This window comes from Sphingomonas changbaiensis NBRC 104936 (assembly GCF_000974765.1).
In the GTDB taxonomy this organism is placed as follows: Bacteria; Pseudomonadota; Alphaproteobacteria; order Sphingomonadales; family Sphingomonadaceae; genus Sphingomonas_B; species Sphingomonas_B changbaiensis.
In genome coordinates, this window is the sequence record NZ_BBWU01000029.1 from 22,474 (window position 1) to 47,564 (window position 25,091).

Here is a 25,091-nt window from a genome sequence, read left to right on the forward strand (position 1 = left end):
ATGACGGCGCTCAGCCTTTCGATCGAGATCATCGGCTGGACCGGCGCGGCGCTGATCCTGCTCGCCTATTTGCTGCTCAGCGCAGGGCGGCTGCCGGCCAGGTCCGTCGCCTATCAAGGCGCGAACCTGCTCGGCGCAATCGCCTTCGCGATCAACAGCGGCTGGCACGGCGCGGTGCCGTCCGCGGCGCTGAACGTCGTCTGGGCCGGCATCGCCCTGTTCGCGCTGATCCGGATGTCGCGCGCTTAGATTGAGGTCGCAGATGAGCGTCAAATCCTCCCCTTCGAGGGGAGGGGGACCGCTCGCCGAAGGCGAGTGGTGGAGGGGTGTCGGCGCCGGAAATTTATTCTCGAAGGTTGACACCCCTCCGTCAGCCCTTCGGGCTGCCACCTCCCCTCGAAGGGGAGGACCGCCGAAGATCGACACAGCCTAGCTCTCGTCGTCATCCTCGTTGCGCGCGGGTTCGGGCGCGCCGCCGCTGTAGTAACGTGCTATGTCCGCATCCGTCGGCGGGCCGAGCACCGCGTTCAGTTCCGCGACCACAGCATCGATGTCGCGCCGCAGCACCTCGTAGCGCTCGATCGCGTCGCGGCCGACTTTCTGGTCGGTGAAATTGGTCTCGCTGTACAGATAACCGACATGCGTCTGCAGCCCCGGCTGGCTGTAGCGGATGAGCGGCGTGATCAGCTTGTCGGCCACCGTCTCCAGCGCCTTTGCCTTGGCCGGATCGGGACGCTCCTTCAGCTCCTTCTGCGCAGCCTTGACCCGCGCGACCGCGAAATTGGTGTCGTGGACCAGCTTCAGCACGCGCAGATTGTGATCGAGCTGCGCTGCCAGATCGGCATCGGTGACTCCGGACGCGGTCACGCGCGGGTCTTCCATGATGTGAAGCGGCTGGCGCTGCGTGAACGTGCCGGCGCTGAGGACCACCGTGTAGTCACCGGGCGCCGCGACCGGGCCGGCCGGATAATGCGGCCGCGCGGCAGGCTTGGGCGGCGCCGTCTCGCCCGGTGTCGGACTGGCAGAGGGCTTGGCTTCGGCGGTGGGCGTCGGCGCGACCGGCGCGCCGGAGTAGCGCAGGTCCCAGGTGAAGCGGTGCATGCCGGGCGTGGCATCGAGCGAGGTCGGGTAGCTCACATGAAAGCGCCCAAGCTCATCGGTGTCGCCGCCGCGGGACGTGTCGCCCGCCGCGCCGCTCGTAAAGCTGCGGATCGCATGACCCTGGGCATCCAGGATCGTCAGCGTCAGGGGTGCACCGGCCAGATCGGCTGAAACATAATAGTCGATCTGCGCGCCGATCAGCGGGAATTCGGGGCCGGCCCAAGGTGCCGGGCCGTCATCGCCGCTCGACGGGATTCGCACCGCCACGGCGGGCCGGTAGAGTCGGCTCGTGCGGCTCGCTTCGCCGGCCGGCGGGAGCTGGCGCAGTGCACTCAAATTGTCGAGAATCCAGAAGCCGCGGCCCTGCGTCGACAGCACCAGGTCGCCATGCGCAAGGCGGATGTCGGTGACGGGGGTGGCTGGCAGATTCAACTGCAGCGGCTGCCAATGCGCGCCCCGATCGAAAGACGCGTACATGCCGAATTCGGTGCCGGCGTAGAGCAATCCGGGCCGGACCGGGTCCTCGCGCACCACGCGGGTCGGCTCGTCCGGTGCGATGCCGTTGCGGCCGTCGGTCAGCCGCGTCCAGCTTTTCCCGAAATCGTCGGTGCGGTAGATGTACGGCGCGAAATCGCCGAGCAGATAGCGATAGATCGCCACGTAGGCCGTGCCCGCGTCGCGCACGCCCGGCTCGATATTCTGGACGCGGCCGCCCGGCGGCAGGCCCTTGGGCGTGACGTTGCGCCACGTCTTGCCGTCATCCTCGGTCACATAGACCAGGCCGTCATTGGAGCCCGTCCAGATGACGCCCGGCTTCACCGCGGATTCGCGGATCGCGTAGAGCGTCGAATAAACTTCCTCGCCGGTCGCATCGCGGGTGATCGGCTCGCCGGAGCCATATTGGGTGCCCTCAGGCTTGGCGGTCAGGTCGGGGCTGATCCGTTCCCAGGACACGCCGCCATCGCGCGAGCGGTGCAGATATTGCGAACCGTAATAGACGGTATTCGGATCGGTCGGCGAAATCTCCATCGGCGCGACGCGCTGGAAGCGATAGATCAGGTTCGTCGGTTCGTTGCCGTAGAGCGATTGGCTCCCGACCCAATAGCGCTGCTCGTTGTTGTTGGTGCCGAGGTCGAGGCGCGAGAATTGTCCCTTGCATCCGCCCCAGACGGTCTGCGGGTCCTTCAGCTTGGGAATGATCGGCCCGGTTTCACAGCCCGGCCCCTCACGGAAATACTGGCCGTTGCCGAGCGGCAGCGACGGGACGATCACCGTCGTATTGTCCTGCTGAGCGCCATAGAGCCGATACGGGAATTGGTCGTCGACCGCGACCTGGTAGATCTCTGCCGTCGGCTGGTTTGCCTGGCTGCTCCACGTCTCGCCGCCGTCGAGCGACACGTTTGCGCCGCCGTCGTTCGACTGGATCATGATCCGCGGGTTCTTGGGATTGATCCAGACGTCGTGATTGTCGCCGTGCGGCGTCCGCTCCGTCTTGAACGTCTTGCCGCCGTCCACCGATTTGAACCAATCCTCGTCACCCACATAGACGATGTCCGGATTGGCCGGATCGACGCCCAAGGTATCGTAATAAAAAGGCCGCGTGGTCAGCTTCTCATCGCCGTTCACCAGCCGCCAGGTCGCGCCGGCGTCATCGGATCGGTAGAGGCCAGCGCCGGGCTTCGCCTCGATCAGGGCATAAAGCCGATCGGGTGCGGCCGGCGAAACGCCGACGTTCGCGCGGCCGAACAGCCCGGTTGGCAATCCGCCGCCGAGCTTCGTCCAATGGTCGCCGCCGTCGGTCGACTTGTAGATGCCGCCGTCTTCGCTGCCCGAAATGATCGTCCAAGGCTTGCGTTGCCCGCGCCACATCGTTGCGTAGAGGATGTTCGGGTTGCCCGGCTGCATCTCCAGGTCGGCGGCGCCGAGCCGCTCGCTCAGGTAAAGCACCTTCGTCCAGGTCTTGCCGCCGTCCCGCGTGCGATAGACGCCGCGCTCCTTGGAATCCGTGAAGGGGTTGCCGACGGCGGCGACGAACACCTCGTTCGGGTTGGTGGGATTGATGCGCACGGTCGCGATCTGGCCGACGTCGCGCAAGCCCGCGAAGGTCCAGGTCTTGCCCGCATCGACCGACTTGTAGATGCCGCGCCCGATCGAGACGTTGCTGCGGATCTTGGACGAGCCGGTGCCCGCATAGACGATGTTCGGGTCGGACTCGGCGACGGCGACCGCGCCCATCGAGCCGACGGGAATCTGTCCGTCGCTGGTGTTGGTCCAGCTTTGCCCCGCGTCGGTGGTCTTCCACACGCCGCCGCCGACCGTGCCCATGTAGAAAGTGTTCGGCTGGGAGGGCACGCCGGTCACCGTCGTCACGCGCCCGCCGCGCCACGGACCAACCTGCCGGAAATGCAGCCCCGACCATTGCGCCGCGTCATATTGCGACGGGGCCGTCTTCGCCTGCAGCGGAGGCGCAATCAGCGCGCAAGTGGCAAAAAGGACGAAGTGGCGCTTCCCGATCATGCTGTCTCCCCGAGGCTGTCCGATTTGAATCGGATCATGTGCCCAAAGCGCACAGCAGATCGCTTGCGGGAATAACAGGAAAAAATGAGGGAACGCCGCAAGTTGCCCAACGAACAGCCATGGCGGAGACGGAGGGATTCGAACCCTCGGTAGGAGTAATCCCCCTACGGCGGTTTAGCAAACCGCTGGTTTCAGCCACTCACCCACGTCTCCGGATGCGGCGAAGCGCGGCGATAGCAGGGGCTTTGCGGCCGATCAACGGGGGGCCGAACGATTCAATCCAGCGCGATTTCGATTCGCCCTGCCGCGCATTCATTGTGGCGAAAGGCGGATTCCGGCTATTCTTCCAGAGGCATAGAGCGTGGGGAGCGAAAAGATGAGGTGGATTTGGCACGGCACGGTGCTTGGCCTGGCGGTGCTGGCTGCCCCGACTGTTGCGCAGATCCAGGCAGTCGACCCGAATGCGGTGATCGACGCCGATCTCGGTCCGGCGCCGGCCACCCCCGCGCGGGCGGCCCCCGCGCCCTCCGATCCGGTCTACTATGGCGACACCGCGCCGCCCGCGACGCCGACCCCGACTGCACCGCCGAGCGCACCGACCCAGGCTCCGCCGGCGGAAACGGCTGGCTTGACGGCTCCGGTGCCGGGTGCGCCGCAGACCTACAAGAAGGACGACCTGATCGCCGCGGCCGAGGGCGTGTTCGGCAAGGGCGCGAAGGGTCTGGCCGAGCTGATCGAGAAAATCCTGAAGGACCAGGGCGAGCCGACCGGCTATATCGCCGGGCGCGAGGCGAGCGGCGCCTTCGTCGTCGGTCTGCGCTATGGCTCCGGCACGCTGTATCACAAGATCGAAGGCAAGCTGCCCGTCTATTGGACCGGCCCCTCGATCGGCTTCGACGCGGGCGCCAATGCCGGCAGCACGTTCGTTCTCGTCTACAATCTGAACGACGCGCATGAGCTGTACCAGCGTTTCCCGGCCGGCGAGGGCAACGCCTATTTCGTCGGGGGCTTGACCGCCAGCTATATGCGATCCGGCGACATCGTGCTGATCCCGATCCGTGTCGGCGCCGGGCTGAGGCTGGGCGCGAATGTCGGGTACATGAAGTTCACCGAAAAGCACCGCTGGCTGCCGTTCTAGCTGCAGCGCGGCTGGCGGCTACGTCCGCCTGGACTCGCGCAAGGCCGGCCGGCGGGCGATCACGCCCGACCGACGACGCGGCTCCGCCGCGTCGCGCCCCCTCCACCACGCCGCTAGGCGGCGCGGTCCCCCTCCCCGTTCCGGGGAGGAGTTTGAACCCGCCACCGCATCACCTGCCCTGCATGGAACGGCACCAGCGTCGTTCCGGCGGCGGTGATTGCGTCCGGGACCTCGACCTCGGCCCGTTCCAGCGTGACCGTGCCCTCGTTCAGCGGCAGGCCGTAGAAGCGCGGGCCGTTCTCGCTGGCGAAGGCTTCGAAGTGGTCGAGCGCGCCTTCATCCTCAAAGACCGTTGCATAGCTCTCCAGTGCGAACGGGGCATTGAAGATCCCGGCGCAGCCGCAGGCGGCTTCCTTCGCGGCAAGGGCGTGCGGGGCACTGTCGGTGCCGAGAAAGAATTTGGGCGAGCCTGAAACGGCGGCGCGGCGGACGGCGAGCCGGTGCGCTTCCCGCTTCGCGACGGGCAAGCAATAGGCGTGCGGACGAATGCCGCCGTCGAAGATCGCATTTCGGTTGATAATCAGGTGTTGCGGTGTGATCGTGGCGCCGATCAGCGGCCCGCTCTCTGCCACGAACGCGGCGGCTTCGGCAGTGGTGATGTGCTCGAACACGATCTTCAGCTCCGGGAAGTCGCGGACTAGCTCCGAGAGCACGCGATCGATGAACACCGCCTCGCGGTCGAAGACATCGACGTCCTTGTCCGTCACTTCGCCATGCACCAGCAGCGGCATGCCGATCCGCTGCATCGCCTCGAGCGCCGGGTAGATGTTGCGCACGTCAGTGACGCCGAACGCGGAGTTGGTCGTGGCGTTTGCGGGGTAAAGCTTGGCCGCGGTGAACACGCCCGCTTCGTGCCCGCGCGCGATCTCGGCCGGATCGGCGCCGTCGGTCAGATAGCAGGTCATCAGCGGGGTGAAGCCGCTCTCTTCCGGCACCGCGGCGAGGATGCGATCCCGATAGGCTTCGGCCGCGATGACGCTGGTCACCGGCGGCACCAGGTTCGGCATCACGATCGCGCGGGCGAACTGGCGCGCCGTATAAGGCGCAACCGCCTTCAGCATGTCGCCGTCGCGCAGATGCACGTGCCAATCGTCGGGGCGGCGGATCGTCAGACGCGTTGTCGCTTGGGATTCCATGGCGGAGCCCTTAACTGAGCCCAATGAGCGGGACCACCCTTACCGATCGCGCGCTGCTCCGCCTGTCCGGAGAGGACGTGCGCGGCTTCCTGCAAGGCCTGGTCACCAACGACGTGGCAGGCGCCCTTCCCGTCTGGGCTGGGTTGCTGAGCCCGCAAGGCAAGGCGCTGTTCGATTTCATCGTCTGGGCCGATGGCGACGATCTGCTGCTCGATTGCGAGGCCGAGGCGGCGGACGCACTGGCGAAGCGGCTGACGATGTACCGCCTGCGCCGGGCAATCACGATCGCGCCCGACGACAAGCTTGCCGTGCACTGGCGTCCGGACGGCGACGGCGCGCGCGACCCGCGCCTGCCGGAGTTGGGCGCGCGCTGGCTCGCGCCCGCCGACGCGCCTGCGACCGGCTGGCGCGCGCATCGGCTGCGGCTCGGCGTCGCGGAAGGACGCGCGGAGCTGGGCGACAATGCAACGCTCTGGCTCGAGTGCAACGCGGCGGAGCTGAACGGCGTCAGTTTCGACAAGGGCTGCTATGTCGGCCAGGAAAATACCGCGCGGATGAACTGGCGGCAGAAAGTGAACCGGAGGCTGGTGGTGGTGGAGACGGACAGCGATCCCGGCGAGGCGGCGCACGCCTGGTATCCGGAACTCGGGCTCGCGGTCGCGCGGATGCGCGTCGAGGAGATCGGCCGGCCGCTCGCCTGGGGCAAGCCGATCGTCCCGGCGTGGCTTGCCGAGGCCGTCGCGTGAAAGCCTTGATGTCCGTCCTGCCGCTGCTGCTCGTCGGCGCCTCGCAGCCGGCCCGGGTACCGGTCGAGCGTGTCGAGATCGTCCGCACGTTCCCGCACGACCCTTCGGCCTTCACCGAAGGGCTGCTTTATCTCGACGGCAAGCTCTACGAGAGCACCGGGCTGGAGGGCCGCTCGTCGATCCGCGAGGTCCGGCTGGATGATGGAAAAGTCGTCCGCCAGGCCGTGATCCCGCCGCAGTATTTCGGCGAAGGCATCGTCAACTGGGGCACGAAGCTGATCAGCCTCACCTGGCAGAACGGGCTCGGCTTCATCTGGGATCGGGCGACACTCAAGCGCACCGGCGAATGGCGCTACCCCGGCGAAGGCTGGGCATTGACCCGAAACGGCCGCGAGATCGTGATGAGCGACGGCACGCCGCAGCTGCGCTTCCTTGATCCGAACACGTTGAAGGAACTGCGCCGTGTCACCGTTACCGCGGGCGGCAGCCGGGTGACACGGCTGAACGAACTCGAATGGGTGAAAGGCGATGTGCTCGCCAACATCTGGCAGACCGACCGGATCGCACGGATCGATCCCGCCAGCGGCCGCGTGAAAGCCTGGATCGACCTGGCGCCGCTGGTCGCCAAGGTGCCGCGCCGGGGCAGCGACGACGTGCCGAACGGCATCGCTTACGATGCCAAAGGCGACCGGCTGTTCGTGACGGGGAAGAACTGGCCCTATCTGTTCGAGATCCGCACCGTCCGGCGCTGAAGGCCGAACGGTGCGGGGGGTAGATCAGGCGGCGAGCGGCAGCTCGATCGCAGTATCGTTATCGTGCGCGGGCGCCGCGGCCTCCGTCTGGGGCTGCTCTGCACGGCGGGGGTTCGGGAACGCGAGGCGCGAGGCGACGACCAGCGCGAACAGCCCGAAATAGGTGCTCAGCACCACCGTAGGATTCCACAGCAGCAACGAAGCGAACACAATCCGCAGCCAGGTCGGGTTGAAGCCGAAATCCTCGCCCAGCGCGGCGCAAACGCCGAGCAGCGTGTCTTCGCGGGTGATGAACGAGAAACGGGACGCTTGCATCGAATGGCTCCTTGGCGAAGCGGAGCTTAGCGCCCCGCTGTGTCGCGAACCGCTTTGCAGGCGCTGTGCCAAAATCAGTAAGTGACTGGTTTCTATGGGATCGGAGCTTAACGGAGCTTGAAGGGGAGCGGCGGCGCAGGAACAGGCCGCCAAAGGTTGGCAAAATCCGCCAATGTCCGGTCCTCGCTTGCCTCCGCGCCGGCCCGCCGCTACATCGCACCATCACTTCAAGCGCGAGGACGAGATGAACCAGGACCGGAACCGCAGATCCCGTTCCCTTGCTCTCGTCCAGGTTCACCATGTCCGCGCTTCTCACTCTCGACCGGGTTTCACTCGCCGCCCCTGACGGCCGGCAGCTCTTTTCCGACCTGACGCTCGCGATCGGCCGCGAGCGGGTCGGGCTGGTCGGCCGCAACGGCTCCGGCAAATCGACATTGCTTCGCGCGGTCGCAGGCGAGATCCAGCCGATCGCCGGGACCATCACACTCGGCGGCAGCATCGGTGCGCTTTGGCAGGAGGTTGGCGGATCGACCGCGGCCGACCTGCTGGGCGTCGCGCCGGCGCTTGCACGGCTGGCGCGGATCGAGGGCGGCGCAGGCACGGAGGTCGATTTCGAGTTTGCCGACTGGACGCTGCCCGGCCGAATCGAAACCGCTCTTGCCGCGATCGGATTGGGCACGGTCGATCTCGCGCGGCCGATCGCGAGCTTCAGCGGCGGGGAGCGGATGCGGCTCGGGCTGGCGCGGCTGATGATCGAAGCGCCGGACCTGATCCTGCTGGACGAGCCGACGAATAATCTCGACGGCGAGGGCCGCGATGCGGTTGCGCGGTTGATCGAAGGCTGGCGCGGCGGCGCGCTGATCGCGAGCCATGACCGCGAATTGCTGGAGCGTGTCGATCGTATCGTCGCCCTCTCACCGGTGGGCGTTAGCCAGTTCGGCGGCGGCTGGTCCGCCTTCGCCGACGCCCGAGAAGCGGAGCGCGAGCGTGCCGCCCAGGCGCTGGAGCGGAGCGAAGCAGCGGCACGCAGCGCCGCGCGAGAGGCACAGGCCGTGCGCGAACGTCAGGCCCGGCGGGATTCGGGCGGACGCGCCTATGCAGCGAGCGGCAGCGCGCCGCGCATCGCCCTGGGCCTCTCCAAGCGGCGGGCCGAAGCCACCGCCGGGAAAGGTGAGCGCCTCTCGGCTCGGCTGATCGAGGAGGCGCAGGATGCACTTGATGAGGCCCGTGCGAGCGTCGAGCGCGTCACGCCACTCACAATGAGCCTTCCGGAGACCGGACTCGCGGCCAACCGCACCGTGTTGGCGTTCGACGATGTCGTGCTCGACCGCGGCGGGCGGCGGCTTTTCGGTCCGCTCACCTTCACGGTGCGCGGTCCGGAACGGATCGCGATCGCGGGTGCGAACGGCTCGGGCAAATCCAGCCTGCTGAAGCTCGTCACCGGCGAGCTGGATCCAAGTGGCGGGACCGTCCAGCGCGGCGTCGCCTGCGCACTTCTCGATCAGCACGTCGGACTGCTCGCGGACAATCTTTCGCTGCTCGACAATCTGCGCCGCCAGCAGCGCGAACTGACCGCCAATCAGGCCCATGCGGCGCTGGCGCGCTTTGGGTTCCGCAATCGCGATGCTTCCCGGCTCGCCGGCACTTTGAGCGGCGGCGAGCGGCTGCGCGCCGGCCTCGCCTGCGTGATGTCCTCAGCCGCGCCGCCGCAGATGCTGCTGCTGGACGAGCCGACCAATCACCTCGATCTCACCAGCATCGAAGCATTGGAGCAGGCACTCCAGACCTATGACGGCGCGCTACTGGTCGTCAGCCATGACCCGGCGTTCCTGTCGGCGATCGCGGCTCAGCGCGCGATCGCATTGCCATAAACAGGGCTCTGGCGTCCGTTCTCTCAGGCGCTCGTCGAGAGCTCCAGGAAGGAGTCCGGGCGCGCAAGTGAAATCAGCCGGATGCCGGACTCGCGCGCGCGTTCGATCGCCAGGCTGGTCGCAGCGGATACTGTGACGAGGACCGGACAGCCGGCGAGCGCGGCCTTTTCGACCAGCTCGTAGGAGCAGCGGGAAGAAAGCAGCGCAAAGCGGCCGTCCCAACTCTCGCCGGCGCTTGCCATGGCACCGATCAGCTTGTCGAACGCGTTGTGGCGCCCGACATCCTCGCGCGCGAGGAGGACGCTGCCGTCCGCATCGCAGGCGAGCGCGGCATGGACGGCGCCGGTCGCGCGATTGAGCGGCTGGTGATCCCGCATCCGTGCCAGAGCCGCAAAGACGGCCGTGGCTGCAAGTGGAGGAGCGCTCGAAACCAGCTTGGGCAATGGCCTGAGCGCCTGCTCCAGATTCTCGATCCCACAAATCCCGCAGGAGCTGTCGGAAACGCGATGGCGCACCCGATCCAGCACGCGCTCGCGCAGAGCCGCGCGGGTGGTAACGCGGACGACGACGCCATGTTCTGTTGCATGGCGATCGACTGCTTCGACGTCGACAGCGGCGTCGATCAGGCGTTCCGAAAGGCAGAAGCCGTAAGCGAAATCATCGAGATAAGCGGGCGTGAGCATCATCACCGCGTAGCCGAGGCCGTTCACCTCGATCGCGCAGGGGCACTCGGCCGCGATCTCACGCTCGATCGGTAGTGTGCCGCCATCGGCGCGAACCTCGGTGAAGCGCGACGGCGTTGATTCCCTCATCCGGCGTCCAGCCCGCCTATGCGGGCACTGGCGAGGCGTCGCAGCGCCGCTTTAGCAAGCGGGTCGAGCCCCTTACCGCCCGCCGCCAGGTGATCGAACATCAGAGTCCGCATCCGCGGATCCCAGAACTTCGCGACATGATCGGCAACCGCGGCTTCCGGGTCATGCTCGCGAGCCAGGTTCCGGGCGATCTGGTTCACCGTGTAGACCAGACGATCGAGCGTGTAGCTCACTCGGCCGCCTCGACACCTGCGATCCGGCGCGACTGTTCCGTCAGCGCCTCATAGCTTTCCTGCCAGTCGCTGGGGCCGTTGGATGGCGAGACCTGGACGGCCGTCACCTTGTATTCGGGGCAGCTGGTGGCCCAATCCGAATATTCGGTGGTGACGACATTCGCCTGCGTCGCGGGGTGGTGGAAGGTCGTGTAGACAACGCCCGGCGCAACCCGGTCCGTCACCGTGACGCGCAGCGTCGTCTCCCCCGCACGACTGGCGAGACGCGCCCAGTCGCCTTCTCTCAGGCCCCGCTCTTCGGCGTCGTGCGGATGGATCTCGAGCAGGTCCTCCGGATGCCAGACCGTGTTCGCCGTCCGACGCGTCTGTGCGCCCACATTGTACTGGCTGAGAATGCGGCCGGTGGTCAGCAGCAGCGGGAAACGCGGACCGGTCTTCTCGTCGGTCGGAATATAATCGGTGACGACGAACCTGCCCTTGCCCCGAACGAAGCCGTTGATGTGCATCACCGGCGTTCCCTCCGGCATTGCATCGTTGCAGGGCCATTGGACCGAGCCGAGTTCGTCGAGCTTCGCGAACGACACGCCGGCGAACGTCGGCGTCAGCCGGGCGATCTCGTCCATGATCTGCGACGGGTGAGTGTAAGACCAGCCGAGGCCGAGCGCGTTGGCGAGCTCTTGCGTGACTTCCCAATCCTCGAAACCGTTCAGCGGTGTCATCACGCGGCGAACCGGCTGGATCCGCCGCTCGGCATTGGTGAAGGTCCCATTCTTCTCGAGGAACGTCGAACCGGGCAGGAAGATGTGCGCGTAGTTCGCGGTCTCGTTCAGGAACAGGTCGTGGACGATCACGCATTCCATCGCCGCCAGCCCGGCCGCGACATGCTTCGTGTTCGGGTCTGACTGAAGAATGTCCTCGCCCTGTATGTACAGCGCCTTGAAGACGCCATCGACGGCGGCGTCGAGCATGTTGTTGATGCGCAGGCCCGGTTCGGGATCGAGCGGCACGCCCCAATCGTCCTCGAACATCCGGCGGAGCGACGCGTCGGAGATATGGCGATAGCCCGACAGCTCGTGCGGGAAGCTGCCCATGTCGCAGCTGCCCTGGACATTGTTCTGGCCCCGGAGAGGATTCACGCCGACGCCGGGCTTGCCGATGTTGCCGGTCGCCATCGCAAGGTTGGCGATCGCCATCACGGTCGAGCTGCCTTGGCTATGCTCGGTAACGCCCAGGCCGTAATAGATCGCCGCATTGCCGCCGGTGGCGTAAAGCCGCGCCGCCCCCCGAAGCGCGTCCGGCTCGACCAGAGTGACTGGCGCAAGCGCTTCCGGGCTGTGCCTCGGATCGCCGACGAACTCGGCCCATTCGCGATATTCGTTCCAGTCGCAGCGGTCTCGGATGAAGGCTTCGTCGGCGAGGCCTTCTGTCACGATCACGTGCGCCATCGCGGTCAGCACCGCGACGTTGGTGCCGGGCCTGAGCGGCAGATGGTAGGCGGCTTCGATGTGAGGCGCGCGAACCAGGTCGATGCGGCGCGGATCGGCGACGATCAGCTTTGCGCCCTGCCGCAGCCGCTGCTTCAACCGGCTGGCGAATACGGGATGCCCGTCGGTCGGATTGGCGCCGATGACCATCACCACGTCCGCCTGATCGACAGAGTCGAAATCCTGGGTGCCTGCAGAGGTGCCGAAGGTCGTCTTCAAACCATATCCGGTCGGGGAGTGGCAGACCCGCGCGCACGTATCGACATTGTTATTGCTGAACCCTGCGCGAACCAGCTTCTGGACCAGGAACGTCTCTTCGTTCGTGCAACGTGACGAGGTGATGCCGCCGATCGAGAGCCGGCCGTACGTCGCCTGAATCCGCTTCAGCTCGGACGCCGCATGGGCCAATGCTTCTTCCCAGCTCACCTCGCGCCACGGCTCGTCGATCGAGGCGCGGACCATCGGGTTCAGGATCCGCTCCTTGTGATTGGCGTAGCCCCAGGCGAAGCGACCCTTGACGCAGCTATGGCCGCGATTGGCCTTGCCATCCTTCCAGGGCACCATCCGGATCAGCTGCTCGCCCTTCATTTCCGCTCGGAAGGTGCAGCCGACGCCGCAATAGCCACAGGTGGTGACCGTCGCGCTCTCGGGCATGCCGAGCTCTTTCACGGTGCGCTCCTGCAGCGCCCCGGTGGGACAGGCCTGCACGCAAGCACCGCAGGAGACGCATTCGGAGGTGAGAAAATCGTCGCTCGGCAGGCCCGCCGAGACCTTCGAAGCGAAACCGCGCCCGTCGATCGTCAGCGCGAACGTGCCCTGCACTTCATCGCAGGCACGCACGCAGCGCGAGCAGACGATGCACTTGGCCGGGTCGAAATCGAAATAGGGATTGGAGCGGTCAATATCCTCGCACAGATGATTCTCGCCCGGCGCGTATCGAATTGCCTCCAGACCGACCGTCGCGGCCATCGCGGCAACCTCGCAATCGCCCTCAGCACAGGCGGTGCAGTCCGCAGGGTGATCGGTGAGATAGAGTTCCATCACGTTGCGGCGGAGCCGGTCCACCTGATCGCTCCGCGTGCGGACGGCCATGCCCTCGGCTACCGGCAAAGTGCAGGAAGCAGGCGTGCCCCGCACTCCGTCGATTTCGACCAAGCAGAGCCGACACGACCCGAACTGCTTCAGGCTGTCGGTCGCACAGAGCTTCGGGATCGCGAGGCCGGCTTCGGCCGCGGCGCGCATAACCGTCGTGCCGGCCGCAACCGTCACATCATATCCGTCGATCGTCAGCGTCACCGTACCGCTTGCGCGCGAGGCGGGCGTGCCGAAATCGGCCTGCGGTTCATAGCCCATGCCGTTGCTCCAATCGCGTCAGATCGTCGAGCGTGTTCACATTAGCAGGTTCGGCGGCAAGCTTCACGGCCCGCGCGCCGATGCGATCGGCAAAGGCGCGCACGGAATGAGAGTCGCTGCCGAGCAGAATCTCTTGCAGCGCACCGACGCCTGCTACTGGCCAGAGCCCGAGCACCGGCTGGCTGGCGACATAGGCAGGCGCGGGCGTCAGCCGGGCGCGGAGATCGTCGGGCAAGTCGACACTGTCGACGCCGGCCGTCAGCACGAGATCGAAGCCGCGCGCCACCGCATAGCGGAATGCGCCCGCAAAGCCACCGAGCGGTCCGCAGCCGGCACGCGGCCAATCGGGAACGCTCACCTGGCCTGGCTGATCGCGCCCGACAACCACGACTGCATCGCATTGGCGCGACAGTGCGGCGAGTGTGTGGGCGATCAGCGGTTGTCCGCGAAACGACGCCGCGGCCTTATCGCTGCCGAACCGGCGCGATTGGCCGCCCGCCAGCACCGCCCCCAAAACCGTCACCTCTCAAAATCTTGCGGAAAGTGAGTGATTGCGCTCATCACCGGATAGGGCGTGAAACCGCCCAACGCGCAGAGCGAGCCGAATTTCATTGTCTCGCACAGCTCTTCGACCAGGGCGAGATTGGCGGCACGATCCTCTCCGGCGATCACGCGCTCGATCGTCTCGCGGCCGCGGACCGCGCCCAGGCGGCAAGGCGTGCATTTTCCGCAGCTTTCGGCGGCGCAGAATTTGAAGGCGAACCGCGCCTGCTGGGCCATATCGGCGGTATCGTCGAACACCACGATGCCGGCATGACCGATGAGCCCGTCACGCGCGGCGAAGGCTTCATAGTCGAAGGGAATATCGAACAGCGTGGGCGGGAAATAGGCGCCGAGCGGCCCGCCGACCTGGACCGCCTTGACCGGCCGCCCTGACGCGGTGCCGCCACCAATGTCGTACACCAGTTCGCCAAGCGTCAGGCCGAATGCAGCCTCAAACAGCCCGGCATGTTTTACGTTGCCGGCCAACTGGATAGGCATGGTTCCGCGCGAGCAGCCCCTCCCGAAACCGGCATAGGCTTCGCCGCCGTGGGCAAGGATCCAGGGCACGGCCGCAAGCGTCAGCACGTTGTTGACGGCCGTCGGGCAGCCGAAGAGGCCCTCAACTGCCGGAAGCGGAGGCTTGGCGCGCACTTCGCCACGCCTGCCCTCCAGCGAGTTCAGCAGCGAGGTCTCCTCGCCGCAGACATAAGCGCCGGCGCCGACGCGGACCTCGATCTCGAACGGCGCGATCAACGGCGCGGCAAGGCGGGCGGCAGCCTCCATCTTGGCGATCGCATGCGGATATTCGGAACGGATATAGACGTAGCCCCTGCCCGCCCCGACCGCGAGGCCGGCGATCGCCATCCCCTCGATCAGGCAGAACGGATCGCCTTCCATCAGCATCCGGTCCGCGAAGGTTCCACTGTCGCCCTCGTCGGCGTTGCAGACGATGTATTTGCGCGCGCCCGTCGCCTGGCGGACCGTGGTCCACTTGATCCCGCACGGAAATCCCGCACCGCCACGGCCGCGCAGGCCCGAAGCCGTAACATCTTCGAGGATCGCAGCGGGGCCGATCGCACGCGCGCGCTCAAGTCCCGCCCAGCCACCGGTCGCAGCATAGTCGTCGAGGCTCAGCGACCGTGTCCTGCCGGCTCGCGCAAAGGTCAACCGATCCTGGCGGACCATGAACGGATGCTCGGCAATGGCGCCGACCCGCTTGTGCTCCAGTTCGCCCCTGAGCAGCGCCTCCAGGTCGGACGGGTCCACCGGACCATAGCCAGTCCGGCCGTCCGCCGACTCGATCTCGACCAGCGGCTCCAGCCAATGCAGGCCCCAACTGCTCGTGCGTATCACCTTGAGTCCAAGCGCTTCGGCGCGAGCGGCGACCCGATCGGCACCGCATGCGACAGCTGCGGCATCGTCGGAAATGAACAGCCTCACGCGATGGTCTCGATCAGAGCGTCGAGCGCGTCCGGGTCGAGTCGGGCGTGAACCGTATCCCCAACCATCGCCGAAGGCCCGACCGAGCACAGGCCCAGACAATAGACGGGCTCGACCTTGACCCGGCCCGAGGACCGCTCCTCGGCCCGGCGCGCAAGCGCCTCGCCGCCTCGCGCCTGGCAAGCCTCAGCCCGGCACAGCTTCAGGACGGGAAGCGGCTCCGGCGCACGGCGAAAATCGTGATAAAATGAGACCACGCCGGAGACTTCGGCGCGGCTGAGATTGAGCGCCTGGGCGATCCGCCGGACATCGGCTTCGCCGATATAGCCTTGCTCGCGCTGCACGTCGTGCAGGATGGGCAGGAGCGGCCCTTCCCGAGCAGCGTGCCTGACGACAATCTCCTCGAGCGCAGATGCAAGCATCAGGCGCCCCATTTCAGGCGTGACTGGCTCGGCCGGCGGAAAGGCTCCGTTTGGTCCATCGAGACCGGCTAAGCTAACGGCGCTCGATCACACCGCAGGCGATCCGTCCACCGCTGTTGCCGCTCGGATCGGTTCGGTAATCGTCGGCGTCGGCGTGGATGATTACGGCCGCACCGTCCGCATCCAAAAGGCCCGAAAGCGACCCCTGGGGCACGGTGAACCGAACCATCCCGCGACCGTCGGCGCCGACGACCAGATTGGGAAGGTCGCCAGCATGTGCGCCCTCGGGATTGTCTCGGCCGTGTTGCTTCATCATCGGGTTCCAGTGCGGGCCGGCCGATTTGAAATCCGGCGGATCGCAGCGGCCTACGGCGTGCAGATGAACGCCGTGCGTGCCGGCCGGCAGGGCTTCGCCCGAGATCCGCACCTCCAGGCCGCCTGACGTTTCGACGAAGGTCGCACTCCCTCGGGCCGCGCCGGTCGCGTCTGCCAGCGATGCATGGGCGCCCCCGGCCGACGGAGCCGATGAACTCATCTCGGTCGAGCAGCCCACCGCAAGGAGGGAAAGCGGAATAAGAGCGAGCGCGCGCGGCATGGAGGCCTCCGAAGCTGTCCGATCGGAGACTTATCGACGAGCCTACGCGTAAGGACAAGGCGCGCAAAAAGAAAAGGGCCGGTCGTTTCCGACCGGCCCCAATCAGTTGGCCGAAGCCTCAGGCTTACATGCCCGAACCAGGCCCGTAGGTGATTTCCACACGGCGGTTCTGCAGTTCGCGGACACCGTCCGCGGTCTGCACGCGCAGGTTGGTCTCGCCGAAGGCCTGCGTCGTGATCACGCCATCGGCAATGCCGTGGCTGGTCATGTACGCCTTCACCGAGTCCGCACGACGCTGGGACAGGCCGAGGTTGTAGCGCGGCGTACCCGACGTATCGGTATAGCCCGCCAGCATGACCTGGGCGTTGCCGCAGTTCTGGTAAGCCGACACTGCGTTGTCGAGGATCGATGCCGCTTCGGGCGTAATGTCCGACTTATCCCATTCGAAGAACACGATATACGGTCCCGGCGTGCACACCACGGCCGGCGGCGGAGGCGGCGGAGGCGGAGGCGGCGGAGGCGGCGGGGGAGGCGGCGGCGGCGGAGGCGGCGGAGGCGGCGGCGCACCGAAGTTGTAGGTCAGGCTGCCGAGCAGGCTGTGCGACCGGAAGCGGCCGGTAACCTGGTCACCCGTCGCTCCGACAAGCCGCAGGCGCGACGCGTTGAAAAAGCGATACTTCAGCCCGACGTCGATATTGTCCGTCAGCGGCGCCCGAACGCCCGCGATGCCCTGCCACGCGAAGCGCGTGTCGGAATCGTCGAGGAAGTTGAAGCCCGGATTGATCGAGTAGTTGCTGAACTTCACGCGAGCAACACCGGCACCACCGCCGATATAGCCCGAGATGCCCGTTTCGTCGCCGAAATCGAGCAAGCCATTGACCATGAAGCTGAGCGCGGAAGACGACGAGCCGCCGACCTTGTTGTAAAGAAGGTTGGCCGGGGCAGTACCCGTGCTCGATACCGGCACAGGGAGCGTGCTCTCATAGGCATTGAGATCGGCACGCTTGTATCCAACCTCGGCCTCGAGGCGGAACACGCCGAAGTCATAGCCGACAATGCCATCGACGTCGTAGCCATAGTCATGGTTGGCAGTCGCCGTGCCCGGCACTGCAGTCGCGCCCGTGCCGCGGCTCAGGTTGAACGTGATGTCCTCAACGATCATCGCGCCGCCTTCGACGCCGATGTACCACGACTTGTCTCGCGCCAACGAGGGCGAGGCAATCGCCGTGGAGGCCAGCGCCATCGCAATGGCAAGCTTCCGCATAGAAATCCCCTTTCTTGGTGTCACTCGGACAGCGAAAACTCACTATCGGCTGCATTGTTTCGGTGCAAGCCCGCATTTGTCGAAACTGTTGCATAAGTGTCACAGGCGTGACGCTTTTCTGCGGATCGGATCGGAATGGAAATGGCCTGCTCAGGTGTCGATTAGGCCGTGCGCGATCAGCCGATCGAGGATGGCAGTGATCGCGGATCGCGCCTCAGCGTCGACCACGCTGCCGCCGGTGGGAGGCATCACGGCGGCTTCACGCGCCCCGAGCACCTGTAGATCATTGACCATCACGCGCGCCGCGCGAGCTGCGCCGATCGTCCAGCCATCCGCCTCGCGAACCGCCCAGAGCTGCTGATCCTGCACCCAGACTATCATCCCTTCCCTGCCGGCCAGAAAACGCCAGCCGCTTTCGGTCCAGCATGCCAGCGCGCCGGCGCGATCCACCCACGCGCCCGTTGGTGCATCGCCAAGGATCCAGCATTCGCCGATCACGGGTGTCGACGGCGGCGTCTCGATGCCCGCACTCTTCGCCGCGGCGGCAATCCCCATGTCGATAAGCGCAAGCGCTTCATTGTGCGTCAGCTCCTTTTGCGCTTGCCCCGCCGCGAGGAAGGGCAGGGCCAGTCGGGCGCTCTCCAGGCTCATAGTGTCTCTCCTACAATGTGAGGGTGATCGCCGCTGCCCGCGAAGCAGCGCTGGTGCCGATCTGGACGACCGATATCGTCACAGTGGGGCCGACGCTCGCATCAACGGAGACGTCTGCGGCAGCATAGTCGAAGCCGGCGCTGCCGAGTTCGTAGCTTCGCTCGGTGCCATCGGCGCGCATGATCGTGAGGCGATAGCGCTCGCTGTCCTCGCCCAGAGGGGCATCGCTGGCGTCCAGCCACGACCAGCCGACACGGCTCTCGCGAATCCAGTGCAGCGCAAATCCACCGTCGTCCCGACGCTCTGCAGAGACGTGAACCGGTGGCGGCGGCCGCAACGCCTCGCCAATGGCCGCCGCGCTTGCGACCACGGGTATCGGATCGCCGATCCCTGATGCGAGTATCTGCACATCGGCGCCCGCAGCGCTGAGCGGTGGGTCATAAGCAAACAGCGTCTCCGGCTCGATCAGGACGAACCGATCGCCGGCCGCATGTTCGACTGCGGCCCACCCCGTTCCCCGTCGTCCGCGCATCAGCTGCGAGAGGCGCCAGCATCCCTCGCCCAGCGGAGCGGCGCGCCCGAACTGGATCAATTCATTGCCGACCAGCGCGAGGTTTGCCCCGCCGATCAGCCGGTCCGGATCGGCGTCCTCGAGCTGCATCTCATTGTGCAGCAACTGGACGTCCAACTTATGTGCGGTGTCGAGCAGCGCTTCGCCTGCGGGCGGCAGCGCCGAAATCGTTGTGCCGATCACCGCCGGAGCTGCAGTGCCGCCGATGCCGGCCCAGCTCGCACCTCCATCGAGGCTTGCCATCAGGGTCGCGCGTCGCCAACCGGGTGAGGCGCCGGCGGCCGCGATGTAGAGGCGGGGCGTTGTCGGCGCACTGTCGGTCAGGTTCGGCAGATCGAGCAGGTGGAGGACGGTCGGTCCATGCACCCGGTCGGGCGCCGTGACGTTGCGCCCGGGCTCGGCCGGCTGGACGGCCATGCTCTCAATCGCCACCCTCTTCAGGTCGAGCCGCACGCCTTCGCGATCGATGCTGCGCGCCGTCACGCGCCAGAGCCCGGCCTGGTCGGCCACGCGAACGATCGCACCCGGCGAGAGCGGCAGCCGTGCCCAGCCGCATTTCACCGATTGCTGCCCGCGCTCGCGCACGCGCCGCGCCAATGCCGCTTCAGCCAGTGCGCGCGCCTCGCCGGCTTCGAGCGAGGCAGCAAGCTCGATGCGATCCGTGCGCCGTCCAGCCGGCCGCCGAGCCTGCTGGACACCGGCCTGATAGTCGCGCGCCGGTTCGTAATAGCTGAGCGCGAGAAGGCCCGGCACCTCACTGTCCGCTGCCAAAGTCTCGCTTCGCGCTTCAGCCAGCTCCTCCGCATCAAGGACGAACGGCTCATCCAGATCTTCAACCATGCGGAGCCCATCGTCTTCCGTGCGGAGGATGATCGGCACGGCCTGGCCGAGCGTTTCGACCACCGCCCGCACACTGTCCCCGGAAGCCGCAAAGCCGCGCAGTGCCGTGCCGCCGCTGGCGACCAACGCGTCCCCGCTCAACTCGGCCAGGATTGGACCGAGAGGGGTCGGGCCCGAATCTGCCTCGATCTCGAAGCTGAGCGATGGGATGCGGTTCCCGAAGGGACCGAGCGCCATGTTCTCGAAAACGGCATAGGCGCACCCGCGATAGGCCGGCGTTCCGTTCAGGCCCTCCGCGGAGGCGATAAACGGATCAGCATCCTGATCTTCGTCGCCCAGGTGAAGCCGAAACGCCGTCTCGCTCTTCCAATCGCCGGCGATGCCCCGCAGCAGATTCCCATCGGCCCAAATCCGTCCGACCGACCGGATGGGCCGAGCTGACAGCAGCACTGCAAAGGATGCGGTATAGCTGTACGTCGTGGTGGACGGCCGGCCCTTGCCGCCGCCCTGCTTCGATCGGTGCTCGACCAGGTCGGTCGCCCAGATCACCGTGCCGGCGACGCGCATCGTGCCGAACAGCTTCGGGATAGGAGCGCCATAGCTCGACATCTGGATCTTCAGATCCTGCAGTCGCGGTCCTTCGCGGCCTTTGAGTTTGAAAATCTGCGCATCAATCGACTGGCCAATCAGGGCTCCCACGGCGCGGCCCGCGGGGCCAAGCACCGACCCCGCGGCCATCAGAACAAGCGTCGCCATAGTCCCAAAACCTCCCATTCCGGCGCGCCCGGCCGTTCGACAACCCGTCGCAGCGCGGCATCGGCGTGAACGATCCCGCGTCGGGTCCGGATCGCCAGGTGCAATTGCGCCGGCCCGGCCCGCATCAGCATCACGTCGCCGGGCGCTTGTTCATCGACATGCACAAGCCCGGCAGTCTCGATCAGCGTCGAAACGGCCGCCACATCGCCGCCTCGCAAGGCGTATCCGTTCGGCGCCTCCACACCGGTCGCAAGCGCCACCAAGCCAACACAATCGAGGCCGGTCGTCGCATGCCATGCAGCAACAGATGCGACGCGACCGTCTCCACCAGCCCCTGGCCGCCCGACTGCGCTGCAATCAGCCGCGCCACCTCCGGTTCGGAGCAGGCGAGCGGTGCCGATCCGACGCTTTCCGCCACCAGCCGCACCGCGCGCTGCGCGATCGGGTTCAGCGCATAGGCATCCCGTACCTGCGCTTCGTAAGAGCGCGGCCATTCCCCGTTCCCGAACGCAAGGCCGAATCCGCGCGCCAGCGCCGGCCGCGCGTTGCCATGCGCCGCCTTCTTCCCGAACCATCTCATGCGAAGCCTTTCGCCAGACGAGAAACGGCCCGGCAGTGGGTGTCGGGCCGCGACTCACAGTTCTTCAGCGTGGCCTCTTAGTGGCGATTATGTAGTTTACACACCCAGCAATCCAGCCAGACCTAGTGCCACTCCGTAGAACAGCGCTCCAGCGACGATCGCCGCCGCCGCCCACCATTCCATGGCTTCAGCGCGCGCTTTCCAATTCGGTTCACGGTCCACGCCCCAAGCGTAAGCACAACAGCGGGCATGTAGGACAGACCTAGCGGCGACCTTGGCATTCCTTGAAAGCGTATGCGCGATAATCAACTCGGTCTTCGGATTTCGCGTTCGGGTTTTGTTGGTCCCAGGCTGCCATCTGCGCATCAACGCATTTCTCCGCGTCCGATTTCATGCACCCACTTAGGACAATGGCTAGCGGCAGTGCGCATAGAACGCCCCTCACTCCGGCTTCTCCACCGTTTTGGCAGTAACCATGACTCGACTCCCCCTCAGAATGCGATAGCTTCCCAGCACATTAGCGCTCGGGGGAGCACTCGCAATGGCATCTGAAGGCCCAAAGGAAATCAGTCTTTCCGCTAATCGAATCAGTATCTTAGCGCAGAATTCGAGCCAAAAGGAAATCAGTCAGGAATTGCCACTCGGCATCGAAAAGAGCGGCGATTTCGGCGAGATTGGTATGGGAGTTCTCTCCGATGGAACCCCATATCTAAACCAGCGTGGCCTAGCGATCCTGTGCGGTGTCGAAAACGCCCACATTGGCACAATAAGCTCCCAATGGAACGAGACCGAACCAAAGCCGCGCATTGCCAAGATCAAGGCAATCCTAGAGCAATCCGGCCTCACGGCGTCATCGGCCCATGTCGAGATCACTCATGTAGGCCGCACTCATTTCTGCTACCCCGCGAGCGTCTGCCTCGCGATCCTTGAGTATTACGCCTTTGACGCGGGTGCGAACGTTCAAGAGCAAGCCAGGCAGAACTTCCGTCTGCTGGCCGGGTCGAAGCTCCGCGACATGATCTATAGTCGCGTCGGATATGACCCAACCGGAGCCGATCGCTTCAAGAAGTGGCATGATCGCATCGCGCTTAACTACCAATCCGCCCCGCGTGGACACTTCCATGTGTTTAATGAGGCTCACACGATCATCTATGAGCTTGTCGTTGCTGGCGCGCAGATCGGCGAAAAGACTGTCGTGGACATTTCAATAGGTCAGCATTGGGGCCGCCACTGGGAAGACAACGGCCTAGAGCGCCATTACGGTCCCCGACAGAAATATCCGCATCGCTACCCCGACGATCATCCGCAAGCGCGCTCAAACCCTCAGGAGTCATGGTGCTACCCGCTCGCTGCCCTAGGGGCATACCGCCAGTGGCTTCAGGACAGCTACATCGATGGCGGCAAGTTTGCGGGATATTTGGACGGCAAGGTCAAGAAGGGCGATCTAGCGCCCTCTGTCGCCCAACTGGCCATTGCGACGATAGCGCCCGCCCAGATCACTCGGGCGTAGGCCTACCTTCAACGGGCTTGTGCTTCACAAGCTTCCGGAGCCTGTCCTTGAAGCGCTCCGGATCGTCATCCGTCTCTAGCTGGCGGGCGGCTTCCTTGAACTTGTCGAGTTGACTCTGATCGGAGTTAGATTCAGCTGTCATATTCATGCCCGGTTTTTGCCCACCCCAAGACTACGTCTTTTTCGCGGACGAAGCAGGTATTTCGAACGATCGATTTACGGTCGTGGGCGGCGTTTGCGTCCGCAGCGCTATCATACCATTTCTGCATGCGAATATCGAGGCATTCCGGGTCAAGCACAATATGCGTGCTGAGCTGAAATGGTCAAAGGTATCCAACCAAAAAAGCTCAGAATACACCGCTCTGGCGGAGTTGTTCTTCGCGCTGAATAATTCGAACCATATCCATTTCCACGCCCTGGTGTTCGACAGCCATAAGGTTGATTTCAGTCGCATCGGCGAACGTGACCACGACAAGGTTCTATCGCGCCTGTATTACCAGCTTCTCGTTCACAAATTCGCGAAGCTATATCCTAATGACGTTGGCATGTGCGTCTGTCTCGACCACCGGAACAGCAGCACACCGCTGGAAGATTTACGACGCATGATCAATGCTACCCTCGCTCGCGATCATGCCATCCCCCACAATCCAGTAAAACAACTTGTATCGCAGGACTCATGTGACGACGACATCCTGCAGCTTAACGACGTGATCTTGGGTGCGGTCTGCGCGGCGAGGAACAGCAAGCATTTGCTGGTCGAAACTCGCGCGGCAAAGCGCGACCTGGCTCAGTTCGTGCTGGAAAAGAGTGGCCTTAGGTCGTTTGAAAACAACAGCCCAAGAAGCGTACACCGCTTCACGGTGTGGAACTTTAACGGCGGCGGCAGGGGGTAATGAGGCCCTAGATGCCTATGACACCAAGCCTTCGGCTTGGGGCCCCGGCTTACCCTTCTCCTGACATCATCAGGATTTTCGGCACCTAGTGACCTCAACCGGCCATATAAGCGATTCGCATGAGCTTGTCAATTTAACTCTTGACAAAAACTGACGAATCTGACTCGCGCGTTAAGCAAAACCTCAAACTCAACGCCTACGGGCTAACCTCGTTCCGGTCAATTGCTGTCAAGAGTTATTTTTTGCGCGACGGCGAAACCTTGGCAGTGGAATCGGCAACTCCAATTGGCTCGCCACCTTAGGCGAGTTCACAAGGCCCCTGATAAGTGAGGCGTTTACCGCCGATGCCGGACAGGGCGTTACGGGCCCGCTGACGGTCATCAACACCATTGGCGATGCGGTTGTTATAGCGGAACTCAAACTCCGCCAGATAGCGGTGCAGGTGCTGTTCGCCACAGTGCTGATAGACGCCCTTCATGCCACGCTTGAAGATCGAGAACGCGCCTTCCACCGTGTTGGTGTGGATCGTGCGATCCTCGTAATCGACGTACTGGCCGATGCCGTGCAGCGTCGTGCCGTGCTCGGCGAACTCCTTGCCGATCTTGGAATACATACGGGCTTCGTCCGTCATTAGGCGGGCTTCGCGGCTGATGTTGGCGCGCACGATGGGGTGAACCTCGTCGGCGCGGAAGCGGTCGAACGTGAACGTCCGCATGGTGCGGGTGTCGCGATCGACCAGCGCCAGAACGCCGAACTTGTGAGCGTGACCGCCGCCCGTGTTGCGGGTGCGGCCCTGCTTCACGCCGAAATAGGTTTCATCGACCTCAACAGCGCCACCGTTAGAGCCAAAAGGGGCAAGGTCGCCCGAGCGCATGGCTTCGCGGATGCGGTGAGCCAGGAACCACGCCGTCTTGTATTGAACCTCCAGAACGCGGGCGAGCTGGTGAGCGGAAATGCCCTTCTTGCTCGACACCATTAAATGAGCGGCCTGTAGCATCTTGTGCAGCGGCATGCGCGCATGCTCGAACACGGTGCCAACCTTGACCGTGAACTGCTTGCGGCACTCGCCACACTTTTTCAGGCCGTGGCGAACGACGCCTTCCGGGTTCTTCACGCTCGGCTTGGAGCGAACGCCGGACAGGTCATACACGCGGCCACCGACAACACCGCAATGCGGGCAAACAACCCCATCGGCCCAAACGATGCTCTCCAGAAACGCTAAGGCCTTAGCTTCGTCGTGGAAGTGGGGAGAGGAAAGAACCGACATGGTGAGAACCCTTAGTTGATGGGCTTCTTATACCCTCAACCGATGGGTTTGTAAACTACATAATCGCGCTCTTAGTGCCAGATCATCGTCACGATGGGCGTTATTATACTTCCCGTACCCAGTCAGATTAGCTTGGGTTGATCTGGCTCCGCGGCTTGCGGCGGGGTGGGTTTGGAAACCTTTCTGTAAGCGGTGTTGCTCGTACGCGTACCCGGAACTTGCTCAATCAGGCCTTTGTCGA

23 protein-coding genes and 1 tRNA gene are annotated in these 25,091 nt (G+C 65.0%); 7 read left to right on the forward strand and 17 right to left on the reverse strand.

Translation table 11 applies throughout. The features are described 5' to 3' along the window. Entirely contained in the window at positions 1 to 249 is a 249-nt protein-coding gene (locus SCH01S_RS07410; protein WP_046348162.1) for a CBU_0592 family membrane protein, read from the forward strand. 180 nt (positions 250 to 429) lie between these two features. Here SCH01S_RS07410 and SCH01S_RS07415 read toward each other — a convergent pair whose 3' ends face one another. After that, on the reverse strand, positions 430 to 3,618 hold the full coding sequence (locus SCH01S_RS07415; RefSeq protein ID WP_157032848.1) for a VPS10 domain-containing protein: 3,189 nt from the start codon (positions 3,616 to 3,618) through the stop codon (positions 430 to 432). Positions 3,619 to 3,738: 120 nt separating this feature from the next. After that, positions 3,739 to 3,831, reverse strand: a tRNA-Ser gene (locus tag SCH01S_RS07420). Between the two features lie 163 nt (positions 3,832 to 3,994). Here SCH01S_RS07420 and SCH01S_RS07425 point away from each other — a divergent pair. Further along, positions 3,995 to 4,756: a DUF1134 domain-containing protein gene (locus tag SCH01S_RS07425; protein ID WP_046348247.1), complete on the forward strand. Its 762-nt coding sequence runs from the start codon at positions 3,995 to 3,997 to the stop codon at positions 4,754 to 4,756. A gap of 113 nt (positions 4,757 to 4,869) precedes the next feature. Here the strand turns inward: SCH01S_RS07425 and pyrC are convergent, their stop codons facing one another. Further along, positions 4,870 to 5,952 (reverse strand): dihydroorotase, encoded by a 1,083-nt coding sequence (gene pyrC / locus SCH01S_RS07430; protein WP_046348163.1) that lies wholly within the window; start codon positions 5,950 to 5,952, stop codon positions 4,870 to 4,872. A gap of 23 nt (positions 5,953 to 5,975) precedes the next feature. Between pyrC and ygfZ the strand changes: the two genes are divergently transcribed. Both ygfZ and SCH01S_RS07440 read left to right on the forward strand, forming a co-directional pair. Next, complete coding sequence (gene ygfZ / locus SCH01S_RS07435) at positions 5,976 to 6,698, forward strand: CAF17-like 4Fe-4S cluster assembly/insertion protein YgfZ (RefSeq protein ID WP_046348164.1); 723 nt, start codon at positions 5,976 to 5,978, stop codon at positions 6,696 to 6,698. Between the two features lie 8 nt (positions 6,699 to 6,706). Beyond that, positions 6,707 to 7,450: a glutaminyl-peptide cyclotransferase gene (locus tag SCH01S_RS07440; protein ID WP_046348248.1), complete on the forward strand. Its 744-nt coding sequence runs from the start codon at positions 6,707 to 6,709 to the stop codon at positions 7,448 to 7,450. Between the two features lie 24 nt (positions 7,451 to 7,474). Here SCH01S_RS07440 and SCH01S_RS07445 read toward each other — a convergent pair whose 3' ends face one another. Beyond that, positions 7,475 to 7,765 (reverse strand): PspC domain-containing protein, encoded by a 291-nt coding sequence (locus tag SCH01S_RS07445; protein WP_046348165.1) that lies wholly within the window; start codon positions 7,763 to 7,765, stop codon positions 7,475 to 7,477. A 299-nt stretch (positions 7,766 to 8,064) separates the two neighbouring features. On the opposite strand from SCH01S_RS07445, the gene SCH01S_RS07450 reads away from it, so the two are divergent. Next, a complete protein-coding gene (locus tag SCH01S_RS07450) occupies positions 8,065 to 9,636 on the forward strand; it encodes an ABC-F family ATP-binding cassette domain-containing protein (protein WP_046348166.1) in 1,572 nt (523 codons plus the stop codon). Positions 9,637 to 9,659: 23 nt separating this feature from the next. On the opposite strand, the gene fdhD is transcribed toward SCH01S_RS07450, so the two are convergent. The 12 genes from fdhD to SCH01S_RS16750 all read right to left on the reverse strand — a co-directional run bounded on the left by fdhD (position 9,660) and on the right by SCH01S_RS16750 (position 21,180). Next, positions 9,660 to 10,448: a formate dehydrogenase accessory sulfurtransferase FdhD gene (gene fdhD, locus SCH01S_RS07455; RefSeq protein WP_046348167.1), complete on the reverse strand. Its 789-nt coding sequence runs from the start codon at positions 10,446 to 10,448 to the stop codon at positions 9,660 to 9,662. Continuing rightward, entirely contained in the window at positions 10,445 to 10,681 is a 237-nt protein-coding gene (locus SCH01S_RS07460; RefSeq protein WP_046348168.1) for a formate dehydrogenase subunit delta, read from the reverse strand. Before SCH01S_RS07460 ends, fdhD begins: the two co-directional genes overlap by 4 nt. Then, a complete protein-coding gene (gene fdhF / locus SCH01S_RS07465) occupies positions 10,678 to 13,518 on the reverse strand; it encodes a formate dehydrogenase subunit alpha (RefSeq protein ID WP_046348169.1) in 2,841 nt (946 codons plus the stop codon). Before fdhF ends, SCH01S_RS07460 begins: the two co-directional genes overlap by 4 nt. Then, positions 13,508 to 14,041, reverse strand: a complete 534-nt coding sequence (gene mobA / locus SCH01S_RS07470; protein ID WP_046348170.1) for a molybdenum cofactor guanylyltransferase — start codon at positions 14,039 to 14,041, stop codon at positions 13,508 to 13,510. Before mobA ends, fdhF begins: the two co-directional genes overlap by 11 nt. Beyond that, positions 14,038 to 15,501 carry an NADH-ubiquinone oxidoreductase-F iron-sulfur binding region domain-containing protein gene (locus SCH01S_RS07475; protein WP_046348171.1) on the reverse strand — a complete coding sequence of 488 codons (1,464 nt, stop codon included), beginning with the start codon at positions 15,499 to 15,501 and terminating at the stop codon, positions 14,038 to 14,040. Before SCH01S_RS07475 ends, mobA begins: the two co-directional genes overlap by 4 nt. Then, the gene (locus tag SCH01S_RS07480; RefSeq protein ID WP_046348249.1) at positions 15,498 to 15,923 is read right to left on the reverse strand and encodes an NAD(P)H-dependent oxidoreductase subunit E; all 426 of its coding nucleotides are present in this window, start codon (positions 15,921 to 15,923) and stop codon (positions 15,498 to 15,500) included. The genes SCH01S_RS07475 and SCH01S_RS07480 overlap by 4 nt, the downstream gene beginning before the upstream one ends. Positions 15,924 to 15,996: 73 nt before the next feature. Continuing rightward, positions 15,997 to 16,518, reverse strand: coding sequence for a superoxide dismutase family protein (locus SCH01S_RS07485; protein WP_046348172.1), 522 nt, complete (start codon positions 16,516 to 16,518; stop codon positions 15,997 to 15,999). Between the two features lie 124 nt (positions 16,519 to 16,642). Next, entirely contained in the window at positions 16,643 to 17,782 is a 1,140-nt protein-coding gene (locus SCH01S_RS07490) for an OmpA family protein (RefSeq protein ID WP_046348173.1), read from the reverse strand. 150 nt (positions 17,783 to 17,932) lie between these two features. Then, positions 17,933 to 18,433, reverse strand: coding sequence for a DUF2793 domain-containing protein (locus SCH01S_RS07495; RefSeq protein WP_046348174.1), 501 nt, complete (start codon positions 18,431 to 18,433; stop codon positions 17,933 to 17,935). A 10-nt stretch (positions 18,434 to 18,443) separates the two neighbouring features. Next, on the reverse strand, positions 18,444 to 20,600 hold the full coding sequence (locus tag SCH01S_RS07500; RefSeq protein WP_046348175.1) for a GTA baseplate fiber-binding domain-containing protein: 2,157 nt from the start codon (positions 20,598 to 20,600) through the stop codon (positions 18,444 to 18,446). After that, complete coding sequence (locus tag SCH01S_RS07505; RefSeq protein WP_174436029.1) at positions 20,582 to 20,803, reverse strand: hypothetical protein; 222 nt, start codon at positions 20,801 to 20,803, stop codon at positions 20,582 to 20,584. Before SCH01S_RS07505 ends, SCH01S_RS07500 begins: the two co-directional genes overlap by 19 nt. After that, positions 20,782 to 21,180: a hypothetical protein gene (locus SCH01S_RS16750; RefSeq protein ID WP_169746370.1), complete on the reverse strand. Its 399-nt coding sequence runs from the start codon at positions 21,178 to 21,180 to the stop codon at positions 20,782 to 20,784. Before SCH01S_RS16750 ends, SCH01S_RS07505 begins: the two co-directional genes overlap by 22 nt. Positions 21,181 to 21,721: 541 nt before the next feature. Here SCH01S_RS16750 and SCH01S_RS07510 point away from each other — a divergent pair. Further along, positions 21,722 to 22,690, forward strand: a complete 969-nt coding sequence (locus SCH01S_RS07510; protein WP_052733841.1) for a BstA C-terminal domain-containing protein — start codon at positions 21,722 to 21,724, stop codon at positions 22,688 to 22,690. A gap of 146 nt (positions 22,691 to 22,836) precedes the next feature. Then, on the forward strand, positions 22,837 to 23,583 hold the full coding sequence (locus SCH01S_RS07515) for a DUF3800 domain-containing protein (RefSeq protein WP_046348176.1): 747 nt from the start codon (positions 22,837 to 22,839) through the stop codon (positions 23,581 to 23,583). A gap of 298 nt (positions 23,584 to 23,881) precedes the next feature. Here the strand turns inward: SCH01S_RS07515 and SCH01S_RS07520 are convergent, their stop codons facing one another. Beyond that, entirely contained in the window at positions 23,882 to 24,850 is a 969-nt protein-coding gene (locus tag SCH01S_RS07520) for an IS1595 family transposase (RefSeq protein WP_046348177.1), read from the reverse strand. Positions 24,851 to 25,091: the final 241 nt, after the last annotated feature.